General features: G+C 52.6%; 6 protein-coding genes and 3 pseudogenes. 5 read left to right on the top strand and 4 right to left on the bottom strand.

Going from position 1 to position 12,881, the window contains the following annotated elements; translation table 11 throughout:
• Positions 1-39 precede the first annotated feature (39 nt).
• Positions 40-1,657: pseudogene (locus ABOC21_RS29245) on the bottom strand (carbohydrate porin).
• Between the two features lie 300 nt (positions 1,658-1,957).
• Entirely contained in the window at positions 1,958-3,847 is a 1,890-nt protein-coding gene (locus tag ABOC21_RS29240) for a beta-glucoside-specific PTS transporter subunit IIABC (protein ID WP_426815619.1), read from the bottom strand.
• Positions 3,848-4,251: 404 nt separating this feature from the next.
• Between ABOC21_RS29240 and ABOC21_RS29235 the strand changes: the two genes are divergently transcribed.
• The 4 genes and pseudogenes from ABOC21_RS29235 to ABOC21_RS29220 all read left to right on the top strand — a co-directional run bounded on the left by ABOC21_RS29235 (position 4,252) and on the right by ABOC21_RS29220 (position 9,168).
• Positions 4,252-5,283: an IS256 family transposase gene (locus tag ABOC21_RS29235; protein WP_426815618.1), complete on the top strand. Its 1,032-nt coding sequence runs from the start codon at positions 4,252-4,254 to the stop codon at positions 5,281-5,283.
• Between the two features lie 104 nt (positions 5,284-5,387).
• Positions 5,388-6,434: an IS481 family transposase gene (locus ABOC21_RS29230; RefSeq protein WP_426815617.1), complete on the top strand. Its 1,047-nt coding sequence runs from the start codon at positions 5,388-5,390 to the stop codon at positions 6,432-6,434.
• Between the two features lie 101 nt (positions 6,435-6,535).
• Positions 6,536-7,491 (top strand): annotated as a pseudogene (locus tag ABOC21_RS29225) (IS1595 family transposase).
• A 267-nt stretch (positions 7,492-7,758) separates the two neighbouring features.
• Positions 7,759-9,168 (top strand): nucleoside hydrolase-like domain-containing protein, encoded by a 1,410-nt coding sequence (locus ABOC21_RS29220; protein WP_426815616.1) that lies wholly within the window; start codon positions 7,759-7,761, stop codon positions 9,166-9,168.
• Positions 9,169-9,220: 52 nt separating this feature from the next.
• Here ABOC21_RS29220 and ABOC21_RS29215 read toward each other — a convergent pair whose 3' ends face one another.
• Both ABOC21_RS29215 and licT read right to left on the bottom strand, forming a co-directional pair.
• Positions 9,221-10,624, bottom strand: a complete 1,404-nt coding sequence (locus ABOC21_RS29215) for a glycoside hydrolase family 1 protein (protein ID WP_426815615.1) — start codon at positions 10,622-10,624, stop codon at positions 9,221-9,223.
• Between the two features lie 157 nt (positions 10,625-10,781).
• The gene (gene licT / locus ABOC21_RS29210; RefSeq protein ID WP_426815614.1) at positions 10,782-11,612 is read right to left on the bottom strand and encodes a BglG family transcription antiterminator LicT; all 831 of its coding nucleotides are present in this window, start codon (positions 11,610-11,612) and stop codon (positions 10,782-10,784) included.
• Between the two features lie 481 nt (positions 11,613-12,093).
• Between licT and ABOC21_RS29205 the strand changes: the two are divergent.
• Positions 12,094-12,535 (top strand): annotated as a pseudogene (locus tag ABOC21_RS29205) (IS1 family transposase); the annotation flags it as partial.
• Positions 12,536-12,881: the final 346 nt, after the last annotated feature.

Genomic DNA, 12,881 nt, shown 5'->3' with positions numbered 1-12,881 from the left:
TACGGCGGAGAGCACAGCGTTTTCCGGCACTGCGGAAAATCAGAACACCACTTCCGCCTGTACACCGAAGCTTATCTGATAATCTTTACCATCGTTGAAAGTAGTGCTGTCGATCTCATTTTCAAGCGCTTTCAGATAAGTAGAATATAAACGGATTTCCGGGCGTGAATTGAGAATGCTGGTATCCACTTTAAATACCTGCGCCAGCGTCACTTTATAACCTGACTCATCAAAAATGAGATTATTTGCGCGGTTCTGCTGGTTAAAATAGCCCAGCTCCAGCGCGGTCTGCATATTTCGGCTCCAAATCCATGACGGGCGGATCACCGCACGTACGGTTTCAAAATCGGTGTGCGCGCCGGTATAGGTGGAATAGAGGTCGTGGCCACGACCGTACACCAGGGCGTGCGCCATAATAATCTTATCGCTCAGGTAAAATTCCCCCTGGCTCACCAGCCGCCAGCCGATGCCGCCGCTGTGAATGCCATAATACGAACTGTTGTAATCGAAATCCGGATTGGCGCTGGATATATTCATAAACTGACTAGCCAGCGAATTATCGGCCACCTGAAGCGTCAGTTCATTGGTGCCGTTGAGAATCGGATTACGCAAAATCGCCTGACCCAGCCAGGAGGATTTTACCTGGTAGTAATCGTTATCCGCCTGCGCCTCTTTCTGTTCGTCAGTCTGATTAGCGAAGGCATATTTTGCGCCCAGCTCCAGCGTAACGTTGTCGGTTAACGGCAGATTTTTGTAGCGAACCTCGGCGATATTCACGTTAACCTGAGTGGTATCGCTACAGGTTGAAGAACCCGCCTTACACACCGTGCTGTAGTTATCAATATCGTTCCGCGTCAGGGCCATACTCAGCGACCCCAATGGCAGCGTCCAGTTTTCTATCCCGATGCCAGCGCCGGACAGCGTACGGTTGCTTTTCCAGTCCAGCAGACTGGATTTCATACTGCGGCAGCGTGTGTTTACCGATCCATACCGAGGCCTCCGGCGCGAATGGCAGCAGGCCGTTACCTTCCACATACAGCTTGCTGAATTTACCCAACCCACCACCGGATATACCCTTCTCAAAGGATTCATTGCTCTGGCTTAAGCCTAAATCCCCCTCAAACTGCACATTAGCCCAGATGGATTTGTCACCTTCTCTCCATGCACGTTTTTTTAGCGACAAATTGTACCAGCCGTCATATTCATTACCGAAGCGGCCCAGGGAACCAACCGCCCAGGATTTCGGCCCGCCGTTGGTCGTGCTTGCCCATCCGGAACGGAAATAGCCAGAGTATTTAAACCCGGTATCATCCTGGACATATTTGCTGATCTTTTTTAGCGTGTCGGGCGACAGTTCCAGCGGTTCAGCGGGAGCTGCAGGTGCCGTCAGCACCGCAGTCGAGGCAGATGCAGAAGATGCAGCAGAAGCAGTCAGCACCTTAGCCGGAGCGGCAGCGGCGAGAGCTTGCTGTTGCGCCTGTTCTTTATCTTCATAAGCCTGCAATTTCTGCTGAGTTGCATGAAGCTGCGCTTCCAGCATTTCCATGCGCTGCTCCAGCGTGAGCTTTTGCGCTGCAGCTGTGCCACTAACGGCATAACAAGATAATAAAGCCGCCGCGATAATGGATTTTTTATAATTCTGTTTGTTCGCTTTCATCATTACCCTTAGATATTGTATCCCACACAAAACAAGACCCGCAGCCAGCAGAGTTAGACCCTATCCCAGTAGGCGTTATTGGCGCAGACAGTTTGAGCACTGCCCTGGTTCAAAATGGCAAGCGAGATAGCCCTAATCGGATAGGCTCTTAATTTCCGCTGATTGCAGGTCTCGCCTGAATTAAATCAGTTACGCCCTGAAGGAATAGATAAATTTAACCGCCAACATCGTTATATTTACTGTGGCGACAACCAAGCTCGCCGCAAATGACGTTATTTACACTGCCTTATCGATATTTATTTACAGCGACAGCGCCATCACCGGATCGCCAGAGCGAGAATACGGTTTATCACTGATATGCAGTTCACGCCATGCTTCGCTATTGGTCACGATCACAGGCGTCACCGTGTCATAGCCCGCCTTCTTAATTTCGTCGAGATCGAACGTCAGTAGGAGTTGGCCTTTTTGCACCACATCCCCCTCTTTCACCTGCATCTGAAAATACTGGCCCTCCAGTTGAACAGTATTAATGCCCACGTGGATCAATATCTCCGCACCACGGTTGGAGCTAATACCAATGGCGTGACCGCTGTCGAAGGTACTGGCGATATGGCCATCTACCGGTGAATAAACTCGACCTTCATCCGGCACAATGGCGAAACCCTGCCCGACAGTGCCGGATGAGAAGACTTTGTCATCTACCGCCGTCAACGGGATCACCTTGCCAGAAATCGGCGCACCAATCTGCTCATCCACCACCTGCGTTACGTTTGCCGCCGCCGTTGCTTTAGCGATCACGGTACGTTTTTTCCCTGGTGCGGGTTGCGGTACGGATTGCAACGCAGGGTCATCAAATCCAACCAGCAGCGTCAATACCAGACTGCTGGCAAATGCCACGATGCAGCCGATAATAAAGCCGATAAAGCCTTCGCCGTAGAAGATAGGCAGGGTCAGCAGACCCGGCATCCCCATGGAAATCGCCGAGCTTTTGGCATAACCCACGATGGCGCCGCCTAATCCCGCGGCGATTACCGCACATATAAATGGCTTTTTCAGCTTCAGGGTTACGCCATAAACGCCCGGTTCGGTGATGCCGAATAATGAGGCGATAAAGCTACTTCCCGCCAGCGCTTTCAGCTTTTTATCTTTGGTGCGCAGCATCACGGCCAGCAACGCGCCGGACTGAGCAAATACCGACGGACTGGACGCCGCCTTCAGGTAGCTGTGGCCCATCACCGAGATGTCATTGATAAATACCGTCACGAAGCCCCAGTGCACACCGAAAATCACCAACACCTGCCAGGCCGCAGCCATCAGCGCACTGGCAATAATTGGGTTTACGCTATAAATGGTGACAAACAGCGAAGCAACAGCCTCACTCACCGAGACGCCAACAGGCCCGATGGTCATTAACGTCAGCGGCACCATCAGTGTGAGCAGGAAGAACGGCGTCAGAATATTACGCACGCTTTCGTGAATATGACGGTTAAGGAAACGCTCAAAGATCGACATTAGCCAGACGCTGAAAATAATCGGGATTACCGTGCCGGTATATTTCATCATCATTACCGGCAGGCCGAAGAAGGTCACTGGATTGCCCGCTGTGAATAACTGTTGAATGCTGGGATAAATCAACGCCCCGGCAATCGAGACCCCGACAAAAATATTGGTTTCAAATTTACGTGCTGAAGTAATCGCCAGCAGCATCGGCAGGAAATAAAACAGGCTGTCGGATGCCGCATGCAAAATAATATAGGTGGTTTCTGCGCTGGTCATCCAGCCTGCCGCCAGTACAATCGCCAGCGCGCCTTTTAATACCCCGGCGGCAGCCATTGCTCCCAGCAGTGGAGTAAAAATCCCCGAGACTAGATCGATCAGTCTCCCCAGCAGCGAAGCGCTGTTTTTCTGCTCCGGCGCAGCCGTTTTGCTTTTATTATCGTCCAGCAGCCCGGAGATCGCGCCAATGGCGCGAAACACGTCCGGCACACGGTTACCGATAACAACCTGCAGTTGGCCGGAGCCTTTAACCACGGTGATGACTCCGTCCAGCGCTTCCAGCTCCGACTGGTTAACCTTACTGTTGTCGATAATTTTAAAGCGCAGCCGCGTGGCGCAATGCACCAGCGTGGCAACGTTGCCCTCTCCCCCCACCAGCTTAAGAATATTTCCTGCCAGCACTTCTGTATTCATAATGATAATTCCCGTTTTACATACGACAGTAATTGCCAGTGCATTATGTGATTGTTGCCTGTATCCGCTGGCCAGCAGGAAAAAAAGCAAAAAAAAACCTGGATAAAATAGTGTGAGAAACACACAGTTTTATCCAGGTCTCGCCCAGAGAATTCTGGTCACGTCCTGAAGAACGCTTTCCTTTTAACAATACTGGCGAGGAAACGCCACTGACATTTTCAATTTTGTGAAAATTATCACTAAATTTTCATTCTGGTGCCGGAAGCAAAGCGTTAAGGAAGGTGCGATTTAATCGGGTAGAGTCCACTGGAGTGGTGTAAATTCGGCAGGAGATGGAGAGCACCATCGGCTTATCCGGTAAGGTAATGGTTTGTAAACACAATTATCTTAAAAGGAGTAAACCGATGGCTGACAACAGCATGGCACTCAACGACACCCTGATGCAACTGGGCGGCGAAGACTTCCTGCGTGACCTCACCGAGTTTATGCTAAACCGCATCATGGATGCTGATGTCACTGCGGGCATCAATGCCGACCGTCATGAGCGCACCGAGGACCGTGAGACCTACCGCAACGGCTATCGTGACCGCGCCTACAACACCCGGGTTGGCACGCTCGACCTGCGCATCCCGAAGCTACGCGAAGGAACCTGTTTCCCGTCGTTCCTGGAAGCGCGCAAGCTCTCTGAGAAAGCGCTCAACGCCGTCATACAGGAAGCCTGGATTAACGGAGTCTCAACCAGCAAGGTCGATGCCCTGGTCCAGTCCATGGGCATGACGGGTATCTCGCGCAGCCAGGTCTCCAGTGTCTGCCGCGATATCGATGGTTGGGTTAAAGACTTCCTGGAACGCCCTGTCGAAGGCGACTGGCCCTGTCTCTGGCTGGATGCAACCTACGTCAAGGTGCGCAAGGGCGGGCGTGTGGTCTCGGTGGCAGTAATAATCGCTTGCGCGGTTAACCCGGACGGACGCCGGGAAATCATCGGGATGGGCATTGCCGGGTCAACAAGGCCAATCAGTCGGTGGTGCGAGCTGTACTGCAGCAGGTGTTCGTACAGGCTGACGCCAAAGCGGCGCATGAGACCTGGAAAACTGTTGCCGGGCAGGCTGGAGGAAAGCTTCCCGTCGGTGGCGGCGCTGATGGACGATGCTGAAGCCGATGTACTGGCGTACTTCGACTTCCCGAAAGCACATCGGGTAAAGCTGCACTCGACCAACACGCTTGAGCGGCTCAACAAGGAAGTGAAGCGTCGTGCCGACGTCGTGGGCATCTTCCCGAATGAAGCCGGCATCACGCGGCTGCTGGGCGCGGTACTGGCCGAACAGAATGAGGACTGGCTGTTGCAGAACAGGTACATGCCACAGCAAAGCATGCTGGAGATAGACCAGAATGCTGATGATAACGATGTAATAGACGCGCTGCCGATCAGCGCATAACGTGTATTAGTCGCGACTTGATCTGACACTGAGCCTTGAAAGGTTGAGAGTTACCGGTTTTGATATGGGTGTCGAATCCTTATACAAAACGCGAGGTAACTCTCATGCTTTATACTAACAATCCCATCATCAAACACAAAGCCGGCCTGCTCAATCTGGCCGAAGAACTCGGTAACGTTTCAAAAGCCTGTAAAATCATGGGTGTGTCACGCGACACCTTTTATCGTTATCAGGAGCTGGCTGAAGAAGGCGGTATTGACGCGCTGATTAATCAAAACCGCAGAGTCCCTAACCTGAAGAACCGCGCCGATGAAGCCACTGAACACGCGGTTGTTGAGTACGCCGTTGAGTTCCCGGCTCATGGTCAGCACCGGACCAGTAATGAACTGCGTAAAAAAGGCGTGTTTATCTCCGGCAGCGGCGTGCGCTCCATCTGGCAACGACACGACCTGGAGAACTTCCGTAAGCGCCTGAAGGCGCTTGAGGCAAAAGTCGCCAGAGAAGGCATCGTGCTGACCGAGGCTCAAATCGCAGCGCTGGAGAAGAAGGCGCTCGATGACGAGGCCAGCGGTGAAATCGAGACGGCACATCCGGGGTATCTGGGATCGCAGGATACCTTCTGCGTGGGCAATCTGAAAGGTGTGGGCCGTATCTACCAGCAGACGTTCGTGGATACGTACTCAAAAGTGGCGCACTGCAAGCTGTATACGACTAAAACGCCGATCACTGCCGCTGACCTGCTCAATGATCGCGTCCTGCCGTTCTACGAGTCTCAGGGACTGCCAATGCTGAGAATACAGACCGACAGGGGGACGGAGTACTGTGGCAAAGTGGAGCAGCATGATTATCGGCTTTATCTGGCCATCAACGATATCGACCATACGAAAACGAAGGCGATGTCTCCGCAGACGAACGGTATCTGCGAGCGGTTCCATAAAACCATTTTGCAGGAATTTTATCAGGTTACGTTCCGCAAGAAGCTCTATGCAGTCGTGGAAAGCCTGCAAAGGGAGCTGGACAACTGGTTGTGGCATTACAATAATGAGCGAACTCATCAGGGGAAAATGTGCTGCGGGCGTACGCCACTGGCGACTTTACTTGATGGAAAACGGGTCTGGGCAGAAAAAAAATCTGAACCAGATTTAATCTGACAGACACCTGTATAAATAAGGCTATGTTTGCAGTCTCCGTTGGAAAACTTCACTATACTGTACATAATACTGTATAAAGACGTCCCCTCTCGGAGGTTCCCATGAAAAAGCAAGACGTTATACAGATCAAAAGTCTTCTTTCATCCCTGCCTGCTAATACCCGACTTCATCTCATTACCTGGCTGAATGACAACCTTCAGACGGATACCGCTTCCGTTATTGACACCAGCCCGCCTGAGTTATGTTGCCCTCACTGCCACAGTGAAAAAGCAATCCGCTGGGGACGCGATTCAGACATACAACGATATCGTTGCAAGGATTGCGGAAAAACCTTTAACAGCCTGACCGGAAGCCCGCTGGCCCGGCTCCATTACCATCAAAAATGATTCGATTATCTGCGCTGTATGCAGGAGGGGCTGACATTACGTGAGTCCGCAGGGCGTACAGGGATTGATCTGACAACAGCATTCAGATGGCGTCATCGCTTTCTGGCTTCAGCCGCAGCAAATAATATAAATCCCCTGTCCGGGATCATTGAGGCCGATGAGACTTTTTTCCCTGAATCCAGCAAAGGCAAACGCAACATCATTCACCGAAAAGCCAGAAAACGCGGCGGGGAGGTGGATAAGCGAAAAAACAGGAACAGGTGCCAGTCGTCATAGCCTGTGACCGGCAGGGGCGTGTGAGTGACTGCATCCCCCCGGAATTTGATACTGAAAATATTCATCGATTCCTGGAGCCGATAGCAGACAAGGATTCAATTCTGTGTACGGACGGTGCCAGCTGGTACAGGACGTTTGTCAGTGAACACGGGATGAACCACTACCGTCTTATAGCACTGGATAATCAGCGTGTTATCGACAGTGTATTCCATATACAGCATGTGAATGGCTATATCAGTCGTTTAAAAGGCTGGATGAAGCGATTTCATGGTGTAGGGACTGCATATCTGCCGAATTATCTGGCCTGGAGGCGGCTGTTTGAGACCACCGTAATTGATGTGAAAGTCTGGCTACAAATTGCATTACGGCATAACCAACATACTTTGCAAACATAGCCATAAATAACCGGTAACTGTCAGATCAGGTCTGAGCTAGTACACATAACGCCCATTACCGAGCCGGAAAGCGGGTTCCGAATTTAAATACAGTGTCTGCATCACATAAATTAACAATAGTGATTGCACATGCTTCCCCCCAGTTCTTATAACTACGCCCTCAGGACGTTACATGATTTATCGGCGAAACCTGCTTTCCGTTGCTACCCACCCGGCAACGGAAAGCAGGTTTTTTTGTTTTTGGCGATCCCCATCAGAGAAAATACAATGCCCTCATTAAACCGAAAACTCAGTGCGCTACTCGCCTGCACCCTGACCAGCATCTCCGCTTTCGCCATACCGGCACAGGCGGAGCAGGAGAAAACGCGTATTCTGATTTTATCCGACATTGGCAATGAGCCTGACGACTCGCAGTCGCTGGTACGCTTCCTGCTTTACAGCAATGAATTTAACGTTGAGGGGCTGATTGCCACGACCTCCACTTGGCTGCGGGATCGGGTTAACCCTGACATGATGCTCAAACGCATTGACGCGTATGAACTCGCTCTTCCCAATCTGCGCCGGCATGCGGAGGGCTACCCGAGTGCGGCCGCGCTGCGGTCGGTGGTGCGTGCCGGGCGCGCGGGCTACGGTATGGATTATGTCGGCGCGGGAAAATCCACCGCCGCCTCGGCGCTGATTATTCAGTCTGTAGATAAACAGGATACACGCCCGCTGTGGATCAATGTCTGGGGCGGCGCGGTGGACCTCGCGCAGGCGCTATACGATGTGCGTGCCACGCGCAGTACGCAAGAGGTTGAGGCGTTCGTCAGCAAAATCCGCGTTTATGCGATTTCCGATCAGGATAATACCGGCGAGTGGATCCGCGCGCAGTTTCCCGAGCTGCGCTATATCACCAGCATTCACGCCTGGAATGACTACTTCATCGCCACCTGGAGCGGTATGTCATCGCGCTTTGCCGAGGGCGGAGATATGAGCCAGGTAAACAATAGCTGGCTCGATCAGCATATCCGTAATCAGGGCCCGCTGGGTGCGGCCTATCCGGCTATTGAATACACGATGGAAGGCGATACCCCTTCGTTCCTCTACCTGTTGCAGAACGGACTTAACACCCCGGAGCACCCGGAATATGGTGGCTGGGGCGGGCGTTATGCTGCGGTAACGCCCGACAGCCGCAGCGGGCTGCGTACGAGCACCTCCGATACGGTAACGGGCATTGACGGAAAAAGTCGCCGCACCGCCAGCGCAACCATCTGGCGCTGGCGCGAAGCGTACCAGAATGATTTTGCCGCACGCATGCAGTGGGGTGTGACTCCCGACGTGGAAATGGCCAACCATAATCCGCAACTGGTCCTTAACGGAGAGCCCGGTCAGGGGATCGTGGAGCTACAGGTGAAAGCGGGCGAGGAGGTGAAGCTGTCAGCACGGGGGTCGCGCGATGTCGATAACAACCACCTCAGCTACCACTGGTGGCAGTATAAAGAGCCAACGGCTACCTCCATGAACATCCACTTCGGCCCGGATCTAAAGCTGGAAAATGACCAACGCGAGGAACTGAGCTTTACCGCCCCTGCGGTGAAAACACCAACGCCGTTCCATATCATCCTGCAGGTGCAGGATGACGGCAAGCCATCGCTGTTCGCTTATCGCCGCGCAATCGTTACGGTAACGCCATAACCGCAGTACGCCCGGCGCACAGGGTGTGCCCGGGCGTACTGCCATGCGGCTATCAAACTGGATCGTGCAGGCTGGCGCCGTTGCTGCCGATCACATCGCGATACCAGAAAAAGCTTTTTTTACGGCGGCGCTCCAGCGTACCGTTACCTTGATCATCACGATCAACGTAGATAAAACCATACCGTTTGGACATCTGCGCGGTACCGGCACTGACCAGGTCGATCGGTCCCCAGCTGGTGTACCCTAACAGCTCAACGCCGTCTTCGATGGCCTCTCTGACCTGCACCAGATGCGCCTGTAGATACTGGATGCGGTAATCGTCCGGAATCGAGCCGTCTTCCGCCGGAACGTCTTGCGCACCGAGGCCGTTTTCAACGATAAACAGCGGTTTCTGGTAGCGATCGTGCAGTTCATTAAGCAGGAAGCGCAACCCCTGCGGGTCAATCTGCCAGCCCCACTCGGAACTTTGTAAATGGGGATTGGGGATCATACGCATGATGTTGGCACGCGAACTTTGATACAGCGCCGGTTGCGCCGCCGCACAGCCGCTCATGTAGTAGCTGAAAGAGATGAAATCCACCGTCTCTTTCAGATCGGCCGCATCCTGCGTGGTGACATTCAGCGCGATATCGTTTTCGCGGAAGAAACGCTGGATCCACGCAGGGTAGGCTCCCCGAGCCTGAACGTCGCCAAAGAACAACCACTCCCGATTCGCGCTTTGCGCCTTCAGCACGTCCTCCGGTTTGCAGGTAATCGGATAGCGAACGCCTCCCAGCAGCATGTTGCCGATTTTAGCATCCGGGATAATCTCATGGCAGGCCTTCACCGCGCGGGCGCTGGCAACCAGCTGATGATGAATCGCCTGGTAGATCTCCTGCTTGCTTCTGTCCCCCGTCAGCCCGACGCCGGTAAACGGGGCATGTAGCGCCATATTGATCTCATTGAAGGTCAGCCAGTACTTCACTTTATTGCGATAGCGGGTAAACACCGTACGCGCATAGCGCTCAAACAGCGCAATCACTTCTCGACCGCCCCAGCCGTCGTATTTCTTCACCAGGCCGTACGGCATTTCATAGTGAGACAAGGTGATCAACGGCTGAATACCGTAGCACGCCATTTCATCGAACAAACGGTCGTAAAACGCCAGCCCCGCTTCATTCGGCTGAGTTTCATCGCCCTCGGGATAGATTCGCGTCCAGGCGATGGAAGTGCGCAGTACTTTGAACCCCATTTCAGCGAACAGCTTCACATCTTCCGGATAGCGGTGATAAAAATCGATAGCCACATCCTTCACGCCACTACTGGCGCCATCACGCTCCACCACCTCACCGTGGATGCCCTGCGGCTGCAGATCGGAGGTGGAAACCCCTTTACCCGCTTCGTTCCACGCCCCCTCTACCTGGTTAGCCGCCACCGAACCGCCCCACAAAAATCCTTCCGGGAATACCCTGTTCATCCTTACTCTCTCCTTCTATCGTCAATTCACCTGCGCTCTCAGCGGAGGCATGAAAACAAAAAAACCTGCTTAACAACGGCATCGGCGCATGTCGGTGCTGAAGCAGGTTTCGCCTGATGGATTCAGTTACGCCCTGGAGAGCGACCTGTTAGTCGCATTAACCGCCGCGAAGGCGATTAATATGGATGGTCAGAAACATCACCTCATCGGTGGTGAGCTGGCAGCCATAGTTTTTATCCACGTAGTGACAAATTTTCTTCGCACAGGCCCAGGCCGTCGGCATCATTTCAGTGATGCCCTGGTAGATGCTGTCGTCGCCGTGCGTCACGTTTTTTCGGTTCAGCAGTCTCAGGGCGAAAAATTTTAGATGCGTGACAAAACGCTGGTAATCTAGCGACTCTTCATCATAGATCAGCTTCAGATCGTACTGCAGGATACTCAGTACATCCTTAATGATGGTCGCGCTGTGCATGGTGCTTTGCATATCGCTGTTATTTTTTGCATTAGCTAGATGCAAAGCAATAAATCCGGCTTCATCCTGCGGCAAAGAGATACTCAGTGCCTGTTCGATTAGCCCCAGCGCTTCCAGTCCGACGGCAAACTCTTCGGCATAAAAGCGTTTAATATCCCACAGCAAAAAGTTCTTGATCACCAGCCCGTTAGTCTGGCGCTGAATGGCGAAATTAATATGATCGCTGAGCGCCAGAAACAGCGTGTCCTGTACGGTAATCGCCAGCCGTTGCTGCGCCAGATTGATGATGCGCTGCGTGATGGCCAGGTGCGCCGGCGGGATCTCAGCCAGTAGTTGCGAAAAGACATCCGCCAGCCCCTCGGATTTTTTCACGAACTGGTTCTCAATATCGCTGGCGTCTACGCTATCGCCCGGTTTTTTGCCAAAACCAATACCGCGCCCGATCGCCACCACCTCTTCGTGCTTTGCGTTGGTGAGCAGGACCGCATTATTGCTGAGTATTTTACCTACTATCATTGCAGCCATCTTTCTACGTGACCTTTTTTACAAATTTATCACATGGACCACGCATCCATAACATTCAGAGCACCTCCCCGTTGCCCGTAATCTGCAATTAGAGGACAGCGCCAGTCCCGATATTCCGGCCCACGGCATCATGACAGGACAAAAAAAACCTGATTGCGTTGAAGCTGCTGTAGCTTCAACGCAATCAGGTTTCGCTCAGGGTTATCTGATAACGTCCAGGTTGATGTTATAACCAACCGCAACTGCAGGTTCAAGCTCCGAGTGAAGGAACTGTGATGATAATCATGAACTACCACCAGCCTTGCCATTGCAGGGCTTCAGCACCGAATGCTGGCGAATACACCCAGTCGATAACGCTGTTTCCTTTCCGCACCATCTCCAGCTCGCTGACGCCCTCAAATTCCAGATTGTGCGGAAGATGAGTCGTGATGCAGACTTAGTGTTGTTGTACTCTTTGCCCTTTGGATGATTGATGGCAAAGATTGATGTGGTTTGTCCCCGTTGCTCTGAAACTCAGGGGTTATCCGGAACGGCCATTCCAGTTCAGGCGCGCAACTCTATCGCTGTAAGCAGTGCCTGAAGACCTTTCAGCCCGACTACCGCTACAACGGGGCGAAACCCGAAACCCATTAAACTATTGTTGATATGGCGATGAATGGCTCTGGATGCCGCGATACATCCAGAGTGCTGCGGAAAAGTCTTAACACCGTTCTCCGTCATCTAAAAAACTGGCACCGCATCAGGTAGCGCAAAACGTTGAGCCAGGCGCAGAAGTCGTTATCTGCTGTGAAGCCGATGAACAGTGGTCATATGTCCGCTGTAAAGGCAATCAACGCTGGCTGTTTTATGCCTGTGACCGCATCCGAAAGCGCGTCATCGCCCATGTATTTGGCCCACGAAATGCGCTGACATTAGGCTGTGTCCCTTAACCTCCCTTCATACCAAAAGATTCCGTAGGAATCTTTTCCGAAATGTGATTTCTGGTTGAGTATTGAGCGTTTTCGGACGTTCTTTATAGCTTAAGAGCATTTTTTGGACAGCCATGCCAACCCCCCATGCCAACCCCCCATGTCAGGATAGTTGTCGCCTCTGACTAAAAAAACCAGGGGGCCGGAGAAGCTGTTATGGGAAGTTATTCGCCAGAACGTAAAGCGGCGGTGATCGCCAGAATGCTGTCACCACATAGCCAGTCGGTTTACCCGATTTCTCGACAGGAAAGCATCCCCGTCAATACGCTCTATGACTGGCGGTCTCGGGCAG

The sequence above is a fragment of the Klebsiella sp. WOUb02 genome (genome assembly GCF_050058015.1).
In the GTDB taxonomy this organism is placed as follows: Bacteria; Pseudomonadota; Gammaproteobacteria; order Enterobacterales; family Enterobacteriaceae; genus Klebsiella.
Note: the sequence above shows the minus strand (reverse complement) of the source record. Positions and strands in the feature narration are given on the sequence as shown.